The 15,912-nt window shown below is 58.7% G+C and carries 19 protein-coding genes; 7 read left to right on the forward strand and 12 right to left on the reverse strand.

Annotated elements, in window-relative coordinates:
- Nucleotides 1-90 precede the first annotated feature (90 nt).
- Nucleotides 91-609: a DUF3617 domain-containing protein gene (locus tag ACIOU6_RS06360; protein WP_221731853.1), complete on the forward strand. Its 519-nt coding sequence runs from the start codon at nt 91-93 to the stop codon at nt 607-609.
- 99 nt (nt 610-708) lie between these two features.
- Here ACIOU6_RS06360 and ACIOU6_RS06365 read toward each other — a convergent pair whose 3' ends face one another.
- The 5 genes from ACIOU6_RS06365 to folE2 are packed head-to-tail and all read right to left on the reverse strand — an operon-like array spanning nt 709 to nt 4,580.
- Entirely contained in the window at nt 709-1,269 is a 561-nt protein-coding gene (locus ACIOU6_RS06365) for a carbonate dehydratase (RefSeq protein ID WP_221731854.1), read from the reverse strand.
- Nucleotides 1,266-2,141: a metal ABC transporter substrate-binding protein gene (locus ACIOU6_RS06370; RefSeq protein WP_221731855.1), complete on the reverse strand. Its 876-nt coding sequence runs from the start codon at nt 2,139-2,141 to the stop codon at nt 1,266-1,268. Before ACIOU6_RS06370 ends, ACIOU6_RS06365 begins: the two co-directional genes overlap by 4 nt.
- A gap of 11 nt (nt 2,142-2,152) precedes the next feature.
- Nucleotides 2,153-3,019 (reverse strand): metal ABC transporter permease, encoded by an 867-nt coding sequence (locus ACIOU6_RS06375; protein ID WP_221731856.1) that lies wholly within the window; start codon nt 3,017-3,019, stop codon nt 2,153-2,155.
- Entirely contained in the window at nt 3,019-3,687 is a 669-nt protein-coding gene (locus ACIOU6_RS06380; protein ID WP_401134777.1) for a metal ABC transporter ATP-binding protein, read from the reverse strand. Before ACIOU6_RS06380 ends, ACIOU6_RS06375 begins: the two co-directional genes overlap by 1 nt.
- The gene (folE2, locus tag ACIOU6_RS06385) at nt 3,684-4,580 is read right to left on the reverse strand and encodes a GTP cyclohydrolase FolE2 (RefSeq protein WP_401134779.1); all 897 of its coding nucleotides are present in this window, start codon (nt 4,578-4,580) and stop codon (nt 3,684-3,686) included. Before folE2 ends, ACIOU6_RS06380 begins: the two co-directional genes overlap by 4 nt.
- Before the next feature lie 84 nt (nt 4,581-4,664).
- Here folE2 and ACIOU6_RS06390 point away from each other — a divergent pair, with 84 nt between their 5' ends.
- Nucleotides 4,665-5,867, forward strand: a complete 1,203-nt coding sequence (locus tag ACIOU6_RS06390) for an N-acetylmuramoyl-L-alanine amidase (RefSeq protein WP_401134781.1) — start codon at nt 4,665-4,667, stop codon at nt 5,865-5,867.
- Here ACIOU6_RS06390 and ACIOU6_RS06395 read toward each other — a convergent pair.
- The gene (locus ACIOU6_RS06395) at nt 5,864-6,241 is read right to left on the reverse strand and encodes a glutamine synthetase (RefSeq protein WP_221731860.1); all 378 of its coding nucleotides are present in this window, start codon (nt 6,239-6,241) and stop codon (nt 5,864-5,866) included. The genes ACIOU6_RS06390 and ACIOU6_RS06395 overlap by 4 nt on opposite strands.
- Nucleotides 6,242-6,462: 221 nt before the next feature.
- On the opposite strand from ACIOU6_RS06395, the gene zigA reads away from it, so the two are divergent.
- The gene (gene zigA / locus ACIOU6_RS06400) at nt 6,463-7,668 is read left to right on the forward strand and encodes a zinc metallochaperone GTPase ZigA (RefSeq protein ID WP_221731861.1); all 1,206 of its coding nucleotides are present in this window, start codon (nt 6,463-6,465) and stop codon (nt 7,666-7,668) included.
- A complete protein-coding gene (locus tag ACIOU6_RS06405; protein WP_401134785.1) occupies nt 7,668-8,318 on the forward strand; it encodes a DUF1826 domain-containing protein in 651 nt (216 codons plus the stop codon). Before zigA ends, ACIOU6_RS06405 begins: the two co-directional genes overlap by 1 nt.
- A 4-nt stretch (nt 8,319-8,322) precedes the next feature.
- On the opposite strand, the gene ACIOU6_RS06410 is transcribed toward ACIOU6_RS06405, so the two are convergent.
- Complete coding sequence (locus tag ACIOU6_RS06410) at nt 8,323-8,679, reverse strand: NADH:ubiquinone oxidoreductase (RefSeq protein ID WP_221731863.1); 357 nt, start codon at nt 8,677-8,679, stop codon at nt 8,323-8,325.
- A gap of 28 nt (nt 8,680-8,707) precedes the next feature.
- Here ACIOU6_RS06410 and ACIOU6_RS06415 point away from each other — a divergent pair, with 28 nt between their 5' ends.
- The gene (locus tag ACIOU6_RS06415) at nt 8,708-9,679 is read left to right on the forward strand and encodes a CobW family GTP-binding protein (protein WP_401134788.1); all 972 of its coding nucleotides are present in this window, start codon (nt 8,708-8,710) and stop codon (nt 9,677-9,679) included.
- A 1-nt stretch (nt 9,680) separates the two neighbouring features.
- On the opposite strand, the gene ACIOU6_RS06420 is transcribed toward ACIOU6_RS06415, so the two are convergent.
- Complete coding sequence (locus ACIOU6_RS06420) at nt 9,681-10,094, reverse strand: DUF3301 domain-containing protein (RefSeq protein ID WP_221731865.1); 414 nt, start codon at nt 10,092-10,094, stop codon at nt 9,681-9,683.
- Between the two features lie 116 nt (nt 10,095-10,210).
- On the opposite strand from ACIOU6_RS06420, the gene pdxY reads away from it, so the two are divergent.
- Nucleotides 10,211-11,083 (forward strand): pyridoxal kinase PdxY, encoded by an 873-nt coding sequence (gene pdxY, locus ACIOU6_RS06425; protein ID WP_401134792.1) that lies wholly within the window; start codon nt 10,211-10,213, stop codon nt 11,081-11,083.
- Between the two features lie 134 nt (nt 11,084-11,217).
- Here pdxY and ACIOU6_RS06430 read toward each other — a convergent pair whose 3' ends face one another.
- Nucleotides 11,218-11,700 carry an acyl-CoA thioesterase gene (locus tag ACIOU6_RS06430; protein ID WP_003229693.1) on the reverse strand — a complete coding sequence of 161 codons (483 nt, stop codon included), beginning with the start codon at nt 11,698-11,700 and terminating at the stop codon, nt 11,218-11,220.
- Nucleotides 11,701-11,981: 281 nt separating this feature from the next.
- Between ACIOU6_RS06430 and ACIOU6_RS06435 the strand changes: the two genes are divergently transcribed.
- Complete coding sequence (locus ACIOU6_RS06435) at nt 11,982-13,745, forward strand: cation:proton antiporter (protein ID WP_401134795.1); 1,764 nt, start codon at nt 11,982-11,984, stop codon at nt 13,743-13,745.
- A 21-nt stretch (nt 13,746-13,766) separates the two neighbouring features.
- On the opposite strand, the gene ACIOU6_RS06440 is transcribed toward ACIOU6_RS06435, so the two are convergent.
- From ACIOU6_RS06440 to ACIOU6_RS06450, 3 genes are all read right to left on the reverse strand, one after another.
- Nucleotides 13,767-14,174, reverse strand: a complete 408-nt coding sequence (locus ACIOU6_RS06440) for an SMI1/KNR4 family protein (RefSeq protein WP_221731868.1) — start codon at nt 14,172-14,174, stop codon at nt 13,767-13,769.
- 138 nt (nt 14,175-14,312) lie between these two features.
- Nucleotides 14,313-15,188 (reverse strand): Tim44 domain-containing protein, encoded by an 876-nt coding sequence (locus ACIOU6_RS06445; RefSeq protein ID WP_221731869.1) that lies wholly within the window; start codon nt 15,186-15,188, stop codon nt 14,313-14,315.
- 176 nt (nt 15,189-15,364) lie between these two features.
- Nucleotides 15,365-15,805 carry an EamA family transporter gene (locus tag ACIOU6_RS06450; protein WP_016984014.1) on the reverse strand — a complete coding sequence of 147 codons (441 nt, stop codon included), beginning with the start codon at nt 15,803-15,805 and terminating at the stop codon, nt 15,365-15,367.
- Nucleotides 15,806-15,912 lie beyond the last annotated feature (107 nt).

Below are 15,912 nucleotides of genomic sequence, written 5' to 3' on the forward strand. Positions count from 1 at the left end.
TGTTCTATCGCGAATGTCGCTATTTAATTGGTGCATGAACCGAAGCAATCGGCCGACGTCTAACGGCCACTACTGATCAGGAGTTTATCGATGAATGTTCGTCTGCTGGGTTTGGCGCTGGGCCTGGGTTTGGCAATGCCGGTGATGGCTCAGGCGCAGATGCTGCAACCGGGTCTGTGGGAAATGACCTCGAGCAATGTGAAAGTCGATGATCAACCGATGGATGTGCAATCGATCCTTGGCCAACTCCAGGGGCAGATGACTCCCCAACAGCGGGCAGCGCTGGAAAAGAACGGGATCAATATTGGCGGTAAAGGCATCCGCGCCTGTCTGACGCCGCAACAAGTGGCGACCGATGATATTCCGTTGGCTGATCCGCAATCGGGCTGCAAACAGCAGATCACCGACCGTAGCGGCAACCAATGGAAATTCCGCTTCAGTTGCCCGAGAGCGCAGGGCACTGGTGTGGCCACGTTCCTCAGTGATCGTGAATTCACCACGGTCGCCAACGGTACATTCAACGCCATCGGTATCAATCAGAAGGGTAGTCTGGAAACCCGCGCGGTATGGCTGGGCCAGGATTGCGGCGCTGTCAAACCAAGAACTTAAATCCTTCGCGAGCAAGCCCGCAGCCACAGGTCTAGTGTTGACCTTGTGGCTGCGGGCTTGTTCGTGAACGCGTCTTTAAAACCTTATCAAAATGAGGGGTCAGAACTCGTTCTGCAGGGCTTTATAGCCGCGCACCAGATCGACGTTGGTACGCGCCACGTCTTCGGAAAACTCTGAGGCGCTGACACTCACCGGCGCGAATAACGACAGGTCGGTGTTCGGGCCGATGCGGGTGGTGGAGGGCACATAGAACGCGTCTGGCAAATCGCGACCATCGACCACGGAGTTATGGCGTACCACGCAGCCACTGCCAACCACGCAGTTGAACAACACGCTGTTGAAGCCGATGAATACCCGGTCGCCGACCACGCACGGGCCGTGCACGATCGAGCGGTGTGCGATGGAGCTGAACTCGCCGATGGTCACCGCTGCACCGGATTTTGAGTGGATCACCACACCGTCCTGAATGTTCGAATTGGCGCCGATGGTGATCGGCTCCATCCCGCCCGATGCATCCACCTCGTCCGCGCGGATGACCGCGTACGGGCCGACGAAGACGTTTTCGCCGATCACCACTTTGCCGCAGATGATCGCGGTTTTGTCGACATAGGCCGACTCGGCAATTTGCGGTAAATCGCCTGAAGGATTTTTGCGGATCATGGTCGGCTCAGCGCGTCGTAAAGGGTGTTGAGGTTGTATTCGAACAAGCCGGTGAAGGTGCTGGCCGGGCCACTCGCGGCGAGGGCGTCCGAGTAAAGCGTGCCGCCGATGTGCGCGCCGCTTTCGTCGGCGATCTGTTTGAGCAGGCGGGCGTCCTTGATGTTTTCCATGAACACCGCTTTGACGTGGGCCTGGCGGATCTGGGTGATCAGTGCAGCGACTTCTGCGGCGGACGGTTCGCGCTCGGTCGACAGCCCCTGGGGAGCCATGAAGTCGATACCGTAGGCCTGACCGAGGTAACCGAAGGCATCATGGCTAGTAACGATCTTGCGATTGCCCGGTGGTAGCGAACCCAGTTTGGCCTTGGCTTCGGCGAGGAGGGCGTAGATTTGCTTCAGATAGGTTTTGCTGTTGCGCTCGTAATCGGCTTTGTTCGCCGGGTCAGCCGCGATCAGTGCTTTGGTGATGTTGGCGATGTACAGCTCAGTGTTGGCCAGATTGTGCCAGGCGTGTGGGTCGGGAACGGTCTCGCCGTCCTCGTCCAGCGAGCGTGGAATCACGCCGTGACTGGCACTGACGACCGGGGCTTTGGTCTCAGTGCTGGTCACCAGACGATCCAGCCATGGCTCAAAACCGAGCCCGTTCTTGATGATCAGTTTGGCCTTGAGCAGGGCTTTGGCATCGTCCGGTGTTGGCTCATAGGTGTGGGCGTCAGCGTCCGGGCCGACCATGTTGGTGATCTGGATATGCTCGCCGCCGACCTGATGCACCATGTCGGCGAGGATGCTGAAGCTGGTGACCACTGGCAATTTTTCCGCCGCCGACAACGACATCGACAGCATCAGGCTGAACAGCACAAGTAGAGCGCGCATCGGGAAACACCTCATTGGGATGTGAGCAAAGGCGGGCGGCGCAGCAGGCCGTGCACCGGTCCGAACACCACGGACAGCAGATAAGCCGCGCCGGCGACCAGCACGATGGCGGGGCCGCTGGGCAGTGAGTAATAGAACGACAGCAACAAACCGAGCCATACCGACAGGCAACCCAGGGTTGCTGCAACGGCTATCAGGATGGGTAGGCGTCGACTCCAGAATCGTGAGGCCGCAGCGGGAAGCATCATCAGCCCGACCACCATCAGCGCACCGATGGCCTGGAAACCGATCACTAGATTCAGTACAACCAGCGTCAGAAACACACCATGGGCGAGCGGGCCGAGGCGGCTGACGGTTCTCAAAAATAGCGGGTCGAGGGTATCGAGCAGCAGCGGTTTGTAGATGAGCGTCATGGCGATCAGGCTCAGCGCCGAGACCCACAACATGCCATTGAGGGTTGGCCCATCGACGGCCAAGGCCGAGCCGAACAGCAGGTGCAAAAGGTCGAGGCGTTTGCCGGCTACGCCAAGAATGAGTACGCCGGCGGCCAAGGAGATTGGATAGATCGCCGCCAGGCTGGCGTCTTCGCGCAGGCCGGTGCGTCGGGTGATCCATGCGGCGAGACCGGCCATGGTCAAACCGGCACCGAGGCCGCCGAGTGTCAGCGCCGGCAGACTTAGACCAGCGAACCAGAAGCCCAATGCGGCGCCGGGAAGGATGCCGTGGGCGACGGCGTCACCAATCAGGCTCATGCGTCGCAAGATCAGAAACACACCCAGGGGGGCGGTGCTGCAGGCCAATACCAGCCCGCCTAACAAGGCGCGACGCATGAAGACGAACTCGCTGAACGGCTGCCAGAAGTGGGCGACGGTGAGCATCAGGCCACCTGCGTATGAGGTGTTTGCCGGATCAGTTCGGCGCTCGGTCCATACACGCAGCCGGTGTTTTTGATCAGCAAAGTTTGGGGGATGTGTTGGCGCACGGCGCTCAGGTCATGACACACCACGACGAGTGTGCGTCCCTCTGCATGCCATGCGTGGATGTGTTGCCAAAGTAGCTGCTGACCGAGTTCATCGAGTGCGGCGTGGGGTTCGTCCAGCAGTAGCACAGGTGTGTCCGTCAGGCTCAGTCGAGCGAGCAGGGCGCGTTGTAATTCGCCGCCTGAGAGCGCCATGAGTGGACGGCGTTCAAGTCCACCAAGGTGCCAGTTTTCCAGTGCGGTTTTGAGGCGCTGAGCGCGCAACGTTGTCGACAGTCTGCGTCCCCAGAATCCGGCGGCCACGAGTTCCTCTAGGCTAATCGGGAATTGCCGATCCAGATGCTGTTGTTGTGGGAGGAAGGACAGCCCGCTCTGCCGTGGAACGCTCAGGGCGACTTGGCCTGCCAAGGGTTTTTGCAGGCCCGCGATCACTTTCAGCAAACTGCTTTTGCCGCAGCCGTTAGCGCCGATGATCGCGGTAAGACTGCCTGTTTCGAATTCGAGACTCAGAGGCGAAGTCAGCGGCTGGCCGGGTGCGCCCCAGCTCAAGGATTGGCAGCGGATCATGCGTTCTCCCGGTGCCAACGACTTTCGGCGACGGCGTCATGGGCGTGCAGACTTTCTGCGTGAATCACTCGCAGGTGAAAGGCGTTGACGCCTGGTGAGCGGCGTAAGGCCAGATTCAGCCGGCGAGCGGCGTCTTCGCAGAACATCGGATTCTGTCCGTTGGTCAAGGCGAAGGCTTGTTCGTCAGCACGTTTCACAGCGGTTTGGACGGCGGTGCCGAGGGCTGCTTCAGCATCGTTGATGATCGTGCTCAACGGCAGCTCATCGATAAATTCATCGAGGTGCAGGTGTAATTGCGCGGTACTGCGTTGGCTGTGTGGCGTGGCGACGATGCCTTGGCTTGTACCGAGCCAGGACAGCACATCGGCGTGTTGCAGCGGTTTGTTAGCGAAGTCATCAATGAATTGTTGCTGGATGAGCTGCCTCGCGAGTGCTGCGGAGCAAGGGCACGTCGAGGAATATTTCACGTCAATTTTGAGTTCCACGTGGAACATATCGTTTTTCAGACTGGCTGAAAGGGTGACTGGGTAGGATCGCCACCCGGCCAAAGGGCTGACCAATGCGGGGCGTTTCAATAGCAGATCGGTGTGGATATTCAGGTAGGCATTTTTGGATAAGCCGTCATGGCTATCGAGAAAATGCTGGAGTATTTGGCGCAAAAAATTGGGGGAGAGGTTTGTGTGTTCGAGGGCCGCTAACGACACATAGAGTCGCGACATATGAATGCCGCGTGCTTCACCGTCATCGAGACTCACACCGGCATCAGCCTTGGCGCTCAGACGTTGGCCTTCTAGCAACACGGGTAACTCAATGCCGCACATGCCCACCCATTCGAGGGGTAAAGCTTGGCGAGACGCCTGCGCGGCGATATCCGGGAGTGTCAGCGAATTCATGTTCGGGGCCATCGTGTTAATTGAATTTGATGTTACATTATAACAATGCAAATCACGATGCCTTTTTCATGAACAGGCTTTCATATGCACAGACGTCACTTGCTCAATTTGATTCTGGCCAGTGCGGCCTTCGCTCTCCCTTTCAGTGCGTCAGCTACGCAGATCCGCAACGCTCGACTCTGGCGTTCAGATGAAAGGCTGCGCTTGGTCTTCGATTTAAGCGGACCGGTACGCTACAAAACCTTCACGCTCAGTGCGCCGGAGCGGCTCATTATTGATTTGAGTGGGGCGAGTGTCAGCGGTGATTTCAGTCAGCTAGTGTTAAAAAACACCGTTATTCGATCTATCAGATCCGGCGCTTTTGGCCGTGGTGATACGCGGATTGTTCTCGATTTGAGCAGCCCTGTACTGCTTAACAGCTTCCTTCTGGCGCCACAGGAGGGTCAGGGACATCGGCTTGTGTTGGATTTGGTCAGCGCAAAGCAGTCCATTGCAGCGCCAATGGTTCCACGTGAAACATCCTTGGATAAGGTTCATCCAAAGCGCGACATCATCGTGGTTGTCGACCCTGGGCATGGTGGAAAGGACCCTGGTGCAGTCGGCGCCAAGGGAGAGCGGGAAAAGGATGTGGTGTTATCCATCGCGAAATTGCTCGCCAAACGTCTGAAAAAAGAGAAAGGTTTTGACGTGAAGCTGGTGCGCAACGACGACTTCTTCGTGCCTTTACGCAAGCGTGTCGAGATCGCTCGTCAGCACAAGGCCGACATGTTCATTTCGGTACATGCCGATGCGGCGCCGCGTCTGACGGCCTCTGGCGCGTCGGTGTATTGCCTGTCTGAAGGTGGCGCGACATCAGCGACTGCCCGCTTCATGGCGCAACGCGAAAACGGTGCCGATCTGCTCGGCGCCACCAGCCTGCTTAATCTCAAAGACAAGGACCCGATGCTCGCCGGGGTGATTCTCGACATGTCGATGAACGCGACGATCGCTGCTAGTTTGCAGCTTGGGAAAACGGTTCTCGGCAGTCTTGCAGGCATTACTACGCTGCACCAAAAGCGCGTCGAGCAAGCAGGCTTCGCGGTTTTGAAGTCGCCAGATGTGCCCTCGATCCTGGTGGAAACAGGCTTTATTTCCAACGTGCGTGACAGTCAGCGGCTGGTCACGACGCGGCATCAACAGGCCGTCGCTGATGGTTTATTTGACGGGCTGCAGCGCTACTTTGAAAAGAATCCACCCATCGACAGCTACCTCGCGTGGCAGCAGACCCGGCAAAAAACGCAGGCCTAGCAGCCGGTGATTCGGCTGCAAGTAAACTTCGCGCTGCTACCGCCCGAACTGGAGAAGCGGTTGATAGTCGTCCAACCAACCCGACGGGTATAGCCCACCCAGGCTTCCCCGTCGGAGGCGACGCCGGTGAAGAACGTCAGTTGACCGAACCGACTGTTGGTTTGCGCCCAGTAACGCTGGCTGCTCTTTTCAAAACCACGCAGATAGAGCGTGTTGCCTACCGTATTGACGCTATAGGCGTTGCCATCGGCATCGACGCAGGCCAGCAGATTAGCGCTGCGCGTGCACTTGGCGATCTCCGGAATTTGCGCCCAAACGCGGCCAGTCATTAACAGCATGAGGCTCAACAACGAGCATTTCAGCGCATTTTTCATAGTGTTTCCCGGGCGTGAGAGGGGTTGCAGCTTCCTGCTCTTCGTCGTTTAGGGCGGGAGGGGGCTGGCTTATTCATATTGTTATACTATAACATCAGCTTGAACTGAGCCTGAGCGGGTCGATTTAAAGCGTTCACCTTTCATGACCCTGTCGTGGGAGGCCAGAAAACGTCATGCGCAACCTATGCGTTGATCGGCTGCTATCTAATGAGGATTATCCAATGTCAGCCGAATTGCCCGTGACCGTACTTTCCGGATTTCTCGGCGCCGGTAAAAGTACACTTTTGAATTACGTACTACGTAATCGAAACGGTTTGCGTGTTGCGGTCATCGTCAATGATATGAGCGAGATCAACATTGATGGCAGCGAAGTCCAGCGTGATGTCAGCCTGAACCGCGCCGAAGAAAAACTCGTGGAAATGAGTAACGGCTGTATCTGCTGTACGTTACGTGAAGACTTGCTTGAGGAAGTCAGCAAGCTTGCCCGTGATGGCCGCTTCGATTACTTGTTGATCGAGTCAACGGGGATCTCCGAGCCACTGCCAGTGGCGGAGACCTTCACCTTCCGCGATGAGCAGGGACAGAGCCTCGCTGACATTGCCCGTCTCGACACCATGGTCACTGTCGTCGACGGCATGAATTTCCTCCTCGACTATCAGGCCGCCGAAAGCCTTGCCTCTCGCGGTGAAACCCTTGGTGAGGAGGACGAGCGCTCCATCACTGATCTGCTCATTGAGCAAGTCGAGTTCGCCGATGTGTTGCTGATCAGCAAGATCGATCTGATCAGCCAGAGCGAGCGCGAACAACTGATCGCCATCCTCAAGCGCCTCAACGCTCAGGCCGAAATAATCCCTATGGTCATGGGCGAAGTGCCGTTGGGAAAAATCCTCAACACGGGTCGCTTCGACTTTGAAAAAGCTGCGCAAGCCCCCGGTTGGTTGCAGGAACTGCGCGGTGAGCACGTCCCGGAAACTGATGAATATGGCATCGCCTCTACCGCTTATCGCGCGCGCCGGCCATTCCACCCGCAACGTTTTTACAACTTCATTGATCGTCCGTGGCTCAACGGCAAGCTGCTGCGCTCCAAAGGCTTCTTCTGGCTGGCGAGCAAGCCTACTGACGCGGGCAGTTGGTCTCAGGCCGGTGGTTTGATGCGCCATGGTTTTGCCGGACGCTGGTGGCGTTTCGTACCGAAAAACCAATGGCCGCAGGATCAGGACAGTACTGCAGCGATCATGGAAAACTGGACAGCCAGCGTCGGAGACTGCCGTCAGGAGTTGGTGTTTATCGGCCAGAACATCGATTTCGTGCAGCTTTCCGCCGAGCTCGACGAGTGTTTGCTGACCGATGATGAAATGGCCATCGGCGTCGAAGGCTGGCGATCGATGCCGGATCCGTTCGGCCCCTGGCATGAAGAGGCGGCCTGATGCTCGCGCTCAAAATGCTGCAAACTCGCACCCGCTACCAGCATCGGGGGGCCACGCCCAAAGTGCTGACACGCATCCTTGAGGACGAAACCAACCTCGCGGTCTGGCAGCGGCAACTACCACTGCACATCGCCGAATTCGCTGATTTGCTGCTGTCCCTCAACGAACCCTTGGCTGAGTCGCTGTGCCTGGAAATGGCTGACGAAGAGGCCGAGCCGGATCTCGCCGGGTTGGCGGGCGGATTGCGCGATCTGCAGGGTTACGAGGGCTTTATCGCAGACCTGAAGTGGTTGGTCAGCGCCTTCGCGTGCCTGCTCGGCGCCCGGCGTATCGGCTTGCGTCTGCGGGTGCTGGATAAGGCCATGTGTCCGCGTTTCCACGTTGATCATGTGCCGGTGCGGCTGATCAGCACGTATGCGGGTGTCGGCAGCCAGTGGCTCAAAGAAGGTGCGATGGATCGTCAGCAACTGGGCCAGGCGAACGCGCAGCCGCAAGACTCGGCACAGATCCAGCAACTGGCCAGCGGTGAAGTCGCGCTACTCAAGGGCGAGAAGTGGCACGGCAATGAAGGTTTTGGCTTGATTCATCGCTCGCCCCAGCCGGCGGCCGGCGAGCGACGGCTGATTCTCACCCTCGACTGGCTCGGCTAACGCTTCAAGGCTTGAGCCATTTACCGTGGCTCTGCCCCTCGCAATAGGGCTGCAGATAAGCGGCATCAGTGGCCACGCCGTAATAGTGAGTATCCTGGCGATAGGGCATATTGGCGACTTGCGCGTTGCTGCAAACGCCGAAGGCTCCGGTCGGGCACTGATCGACGTACTGCACCTCGACTTTCTGCCCGGCCAGCGTGGGTTGGCAAAAGCCGTCGTTGAACAGTTTTTCCGGGATGTTGCGGTTCTGCTGGCAGACTTTGACGTCCAGCCGCTCGCCCTGGCTGCGCACCACGCAGGCTTGGGCCAACACTTCGCTCGACACCAGCATCAGCAACAACGACCATCCCATCCAACGCATCTTCGCTCTCCTCAGAAAATCCCCGGCCATGTTGCAGAACATTCCTACCCATGTCATCGCCGGCCCTTTGGGCGCCGGCAAGACCAGTCTGATTCGCCAGCTCATGGCGCAACGACCGGTCGGTGAACGCTGGGCCGTGCTCATCAACGAGTTCGGCCAGATCGGCCTGGACGCTGCGCTGTTGACTCGCGACGGCGATGGTATCGCACTGGGTGAAGTGGCCGGAGGCTGTTTGTGTTGCGTGAATGGTGCGCCGTTTCAGGTCGGCCTTGGACGTTTACTGCGCAAGGCCAAACCGGATCGGCTGTTTATCGAGCCATCCGGGCTGGGCCATCCCGCGCAGTTACTTGAACAGCTGAGCGAGGCGCCATGGCAGGGCGTACTGGCGATACAACCGTGTGTGCTGGTGCTGGATGCCCAGTCGCTCAACGCGGGTAATGCGCTGCCGGCAGCGCAACAGCAAGCGTTGGCCCGTGCCGGTTTACTGTTGCTGAACAAGGCTGAAGGCCTGGATGGGATTGCCCGACAGAAAATAGCCAGTCAGTTGCCGCCCGTCAGGCTGATCTGGACGCAACAGGCGCAACTGCCCTTGAGCGAACTGCCAGGCCTGGCCGCGCAAGCGGTGGCGGGTGTGGATAACTGGGTCGCGCCCAAAGGGTTGGCGCAGATGCCGGCTGTCTGGAGCGATCCGACGCTACCGATTTGCCTGAGTCAGGCACAGGAGGGCGGTTGGAGCATGGGATGGCGCTGGCATCCGAGCCAGACGTTCGATAAGCAACAAATAGCCGTTTGGCTTGAGAGCCTTGAGTGGGCAAGGACCAAACTGGTTATCCACAGCGCCGACGGTTGGTTTTCGGCGAATGCTCTGAATAACGCCGAGCTGAGTTGGCAAACCAGTGAATGGCGAAAGGATTCGCGAATCGAGCTGATCTTCGCCGACTCGCAGAATATCGATCAACTGCAGGCAGGATTGGCGCAGTGCCGGATTCAGACGCGCTGATTCACGGCTTCCACTTGGTATGTTCCTGCCGCCACTGACTCAGTTCGATCACTTCAGCGCGTGGCTTCTGGACTTCGACCACGGGCGGCGTATCGTCGAACGGCGCCGGGTAGGGCGCCAGTTCGATCTGCGCGCTGTGGGCGCCAAACTGAGTGATGGTGCCGTTGTGGCGGGTTTCGCCGGTCACCGTGAATTCGAAGGTGTACACCCGCGCCAGACGTCGGCGACCGTTGGCGTCCTTGATCAAGCCGATCTTCTTTAGCGCAACGTTGCCGTCGAGCAACTCGACGCGCACGTTCAGACAATGCTGCTTGACCCGCTCCAGCGCTCGCTCGCGCAAGCCGTGGTTGTGCCAAAGCCACGCGCCGGCAGCGGCAAACAGCATCAACACAAAGATGTTTTCGAGGGTCAGCATCAACATCAAACTCCAAAAGATGGCGTCAGCTTAACTGCGTCGCCGGTCTGTCGTACAGACTGCGTTTCGTCGCATACTGCGCGGCTTGAATTTCAATCGTTTTACGGAAAACCCGAATGAAACGTACGCCTCATCTGCTCGCCATTCAGTCCCATGTGGTGTTTGGCCACGCCGGCAACAGCGCTGCGGTTTTCCCGATGCAGCGGGTCGGGGTGAATGTCTGGCCGCTCAACACCGTGCAGTTCTCCAACCACACCCAATACGGCCAGTGGGCCGGCGAAGTGCTGTCGCCTGAGCAGATTCCCGAACTGGTCGAAGGCATCGCTGCCATTGGCGAATTGGGTAACTGCGATGCGGTGCTCTCGGGGTATCTGGGCAGCGCCGCACAGGGGCGGGCGATTCTCAGCGGCGTTGCGCGCATCAAATCGGTCAACCCGAAGGCGCTTTATCTGTGTGACCCGGTGATGGGGCACCCGCAGAAGGGGTGCAGCGTGCCGACGGAGGTCAGCGACTTCTTATTGGAAGAGGCGGCCGCGGTGGCGGACATTATGTGTCCGAATCAACTGGAACTGGACAGCTTCTCCGGACGCAAGCCGCAGTCATTGTTCGATTGTCTGGCGATGGCGCGGGCATTGCTGGCGCGTGGGCCGAAAGCGGTGCTGGTCAAACATCTGGATTACCCGGGCAAACCGGCGGATGGCTTCGAGATGTTGTTGGTGACTGCCGAGGGCAATTGGCATCTGCGCCGTCCGTTGCTGGCGTTCCCGCGCCAGCCGGTGGGCGTGGGCGATCTGACGTCTGGTCTGTTCCTGGCGCGGGTGCTGCTGGGCGACAGCCTGGTGGCCGCGTTCGAATTCACGGCGGCGGCGGTGCATGAAGTGTTGCTGGAGACTCAGGCGTGCGCCAGTTATGAGCTGCAACTGGTGCGTGCGCAGGACCGAATTGCGCATCCGCGAGTGAAGTTCGAGGCTACGGCGATCAGTCTGTAAGACCGCGTCACCCCTTTCGCGAGCAAGCCCGCTCCCCCATTCGACCGCGTTCTCATGGGAGGACTGCGATTAAATGTGGGCGCGGGCTTGCTCGCGAAGGCTATCTGTAAAGCGACATCGTTCCAAAGGATCGATCAGGCGTCGCCCTTGATCTCCTGGTAACGCTTCTCCAGTTCCTGACGAATCTGCCGGCGCTGCTGGGCCTGCATGTAACGGCGCTTGTCTTCACTGTTCTGCGGTTGTAGCGGCGGCACAGCAGCGGGTTTGCGCTGATCATCCACCGCGACCATGGTGAAGAAGCAACTGTTGGTGTGGCGCACCGAGCGTTCGCGGATGTTCTCGGTCACGACTTTGATGCCGACTTCCATCGACGTATTGCCGGTGTAGTTGACCGAGGCGAGGAACGTCACCAGTTCACCGACATGGATCGGCTCGCGGAAAATTACCTGATCCACCGACAGGGTCACCACATAGCGGCCGGCATAGCGGCTCGCGCAGGCGTAGGCCACTTCGTCGAGGTATTTGAGCAGGGTGCCGCCGTGGACATTGCCTGAGAAGTTGGCCATGTCGGGGGTCATCAGTACCGTCATCGACAGCTGGGCGTTTCCGGGTTCCATAACGTTCTCACGGATCAAGGCTGGATTGCTGGAAGCACCTCTGCGGGTGCCTGGTCACTTTTCAAAAAGTACCGTTATCGGGACGCCGGGCAACAGGTCGCCGTCACGCCTGGATCGATCTGTTTCCATATATTGCACTGCCTTCCAGCCCGAAGTCGCGGTGTTACCCTGCAAAAGCCCGTGCAAAAAGGCAATTCCCACAAGAAAAGCGGATTTTTCCGAGCACGCTCAGACCTCTCTGGCGTCTGACTGCGCGCTTCGCCAATCAAGGAGCCCACGCCATGCATGCCATCAGCTTTATTCAGGATCTGGCGGTGATCATGTTGGTCGCTGGCGTGGTAACTGTCCTGTTTCACCGGTTCAAGCAACCGGTGGTGCTCGGTTACATCGTTGCCGGTTTCATCATCGGGCCGCACACCCCGCCGTTCGGCTTCATCCATGACGAAGAAACGATCAAGACCCTCGCCGAACTGGGGGTGATTTTCCTGATGTTCTGCCTGGGCCTTGAGTTCAGCCTGCGTAAGCTGTTCAAGGTCGGCGCCACGGCGTTTATCGCGGCGTTCCTCGAAATCGTCCTGATGATCTGGATCGGCTACGAGATTGGTCGCTGGTTTGAATGGAGCACCATGGACTCGCTGTTTCTCGGCGCGATCCTGGCGATCTCCTCGACCACCATCATCGTCAAGGCGCTCAATGATCTGAAGATGAAGAACGAGCGCTTCGCGCAGCTGATCTTCGGTGTGTTGATCGTCGAAGACATCCTCGGCATCGGCATTATTGCCCTGCTGTCGAGCATCGCCGTCAGCGGCACAGTGAGCTCCGGCGAAGTGTTCTCCACGGTCGGCAAGCTGTCGCTGTTCATGATTGTTGCGCTGGTGATCGGCATTCTGTTGGTGCCACGCTTGCTGGCTTACGTCGCCAAATTCGAAAGCAACGAGATGCTGCTGATCACCGTGCTGGGCCTGTGTTTCGGCTTTTGCCTGCTGGTCGTGAAGCTCGAATACAGCATGGTGCTGGGCGCATTCCTGATCGGCGCAATCATGGCTGAGTCACGGCAACTGCTGAAAATCGAACGGCTGATCGAGCCAATTCGTGATCTGTTCAGCGCGATCTTCTTTGTGGCCATCGGCCTGATGCTCGACCCGATGATCCTGCTGCAATATGCGTGGCCGATAGCGGTCATCACCGTCGCCGTGGTGCTGGGCAAGATGCTGTCCTGCGGCCTCGGTGCCTTTATCGCTGGCAATGACGGACGCACCTCACTGCGAGTAGGGATGGGGCTGTCACAGATTGGCGAATTTTCCTTCATTATCGCGGCACTGGGCATGACCTTGCAGGTGACCAGTCACTTCCTTTATCCGGTTGCCGTGGCGGTGTCGGTGATCACTACACTGCTGACGCCTTATCTGATTCGCGCCGCTGATCCGCTGTCGATCAAGCTGTCTGCCGCCATGCCGCAGCGCCTCGCGCGGGTGTTCGGGATGTATGGCGAATGGCTGCGCAGCATTCAGCCGCAGGGCGAGGGCGCGATGCTGGCGGCGATGATTCGGCGGATTCTGTTGCAGGTCGGGGTCAATCTGGCGCTGGTGATTGCGATCTTCTTCACCAGCGCATTCTTTGCCGGACGTCTGTCGGTCTGGATGCAAGACTGGATCAGCGATCCGAGCTGGCAGAAAGCGTTGATCTGGGGTGGAGCGCTGCTGGTGTCGCTGCCGTTCTTGATTGCGGCGTACCGCAAGCTCAAGGCGCTGTCGATGTTGCTGGCGGAGATGGGCGTGAAGCCGCACATGGCTGGGCGTCACACGCAACGAGTGCGCCGGGTGATCTGCGAAGTGATCCCGATTCTCTCGCTGCTGGTGATTTTTCTGCTGCTGGCAGCCTTGTCGGCCAGTATTCTGCCGACCAACAAGTTGCTGGTGCTGATCGCCGTGGTCGCGGCCGCCGTGGCGGCGCTGCTCTGGCGTTGGTTCATCCGCGTGCACACGCGGATGCAGGTGGCCTTGCTGGAAACCCTCGACAATCACAAGGAGTCGTCGGGGCACTGATCACCCGGGGCGCTTGGCCGATCAGCTTTCCAGCCAGACGTCCCGTGCCCAGTGCCATACCGATTCCCAGGTTTCTTCGGCAACCAACTCTTCTTCGGCCTGCCACAGCACCACTGTGCCGTCTTCCTCGACACAGTAGTAGTCGTCGCCGTCCTGACAGATCGGGATCAGGCTGCGATCAACACCGACATCCCAGGCGTTGGCGGCAACATCCGGCAAGTAAGTGTGGGATTGTGGGTCGGTCACGGTCACAGGTTCCAGGCTGCCGTAAACCACATCGCTGACGGTCAGCAAAAACTCTTTGAAGACAAACGGAATATCGATGAACAGTTGTTCTTCGATTTCGACCAGCAGATCTTCGTCAGGCAACTCCAATGGAACCGGTACGGGTTCGTTGGCTTCGCGCAGTTGTTCGATGATTTCTTCCACGTCCGGGATCCTCTTGCTTGAATGGCGCGGTTTATATGGGCCGGTTTATACAGTAGCTCGCTATAGATGCAACCGTGAAATAGAAAAACCCCGGACGAGTCCAGGGTTTTCATGAGCGCATGCTTAACGCAGAGGGTATCAGCCGTTCTGGCGGATACCGGCGACCAGCCAAGGCTGGTTGTCGCCCTGCGGACGTTCCATGTTCCAGCTTTCGCTGAACACTTCGCCCTGGTCGAAACGCGAAGTCTTCGACACACCGCTGAAGGTCAGGGTGGCGATGGTCTTGTCGGCACGGTCATCCACGCCGTCCAGTTGCACCTGGAGGTTGTCGATGTAGGTCGACTGGAACGCGTCGCCCAGATCCGCACGCTCACGCTTGAGGAACTCGAGCATTTGCGGGGTCACGAACTCGGCGATCTTGTCCATTTCGTTGGCATCCCAGTGCTGCTGCAGCGACTGGAAGTGGCTGCGCGCAGCTTCAAGGAAGTTCTGTTCGTTGAACCAGGCCGGTGCGTTGATCACCGGACGGGCGGCAGCCGGTGCAGCCGAACCACCGAAGATCGAACCCATGGCCGCAGGCTTGTGCTCGAACGTTTCACGCTGCATCGGCGCGCCGGCCGGAGCGAATTGCTCTTGCTGCTTGCGGCGACGAGCGGCGATGAAACGGAAGATCACGAACGCGATCAAGCCCATGATCAGGATGTCGAAGATCTGCATGCCCTGGAAGCCGCCGCCCATGAACATGGACGCGAGCAGGCCACCGGCAGCGATGCCGGCCAGAGGGCCGAGCCAGCGCGAAGCACCGCCGGCCTTGGCAGCGGCGCCAGCGGCACCGGCAGCACCCGCGGTCGCCGCAGCGCCGCCCATGCCTGAGGAAGAAGGAGCCATCTGGCTGGTCTGGTGCGTCGGCGCAGCGCCGGCGCTTTTGCCACCACCAAAGCGCTTGGCGTTGGCGTCGAGGCTCATCGTCAGGCCGATGCACAACGCCATGGCGATGCTAAGAAAACGTTTCATAAAGGGAATACCCGTTTGTGGAGACACGCGCGCCATGTTGCACAGCTGAAGTGTTACTGGCTAGCGAGAGAGTGTTTCGGGCTTTTGCCTGACAGGTTACGTTCAGCTTGGTCCAAGCAATAAGGCTATGTACTTTTGTCTGTAGGAAATCGGGATGGGTTCAGTGAGAAATTAGCTCAGCGACGAAACGCCAGCATCACCACACCGGCCGTAATCAGACCGATTCCACCCCATTGACGCAGGTCGAGTTTCTCGCCCAGCAGGATCACGCCGAGCACTGCCACCAGCACCACGCTGAGCTTGTCGACTGGAGCCACCAGCGAGGCCGGGCCTACCTTTAGCGCCCGGAAATAGCACAGCCAAGACGCGCCGGTGCCCAGGCCGGATAACAGCAGGAACAGATAGCTCTTGGCGGATATTGATCCCAATGACTGATATTGGCCCGTGGCGTACAAAATCAAGGCCAGGCTGACGAGTACCACGATGGTGCGCAGGAGGGTGGCGAAGTCGGAATTGACGTTTTCGATGCCGACTTTGGCGAAAATCGCCGTCAGTGCCGCGAACGTCGCCGAGAGCAGTGCCCAGAATGTCCAGGAGGAAAAGAAGCCTGAGCCCATGTGGCTATCCTGATGATTAACGCCAGCCCCTGTGGGAGCGAGCGTGCTCGCGATGAGGGTGTGTCAGCCAACGCAGTGTTGAATGAAAGACCACTTTGGCGACAAGC

It is taken from the genome of Pseudomonas sp. NPDC087615 (assembly GCF_044743445.1).
In the GTDB taxonomy this organism is placed as follows: domain Bacteria; phylum Pseudomonadota; class Gammaproteobacteria; order Pseudomonadales; family Pseudomonadaceae; genus Aquipseudomonas; species Aquipseudomonas baetica_A.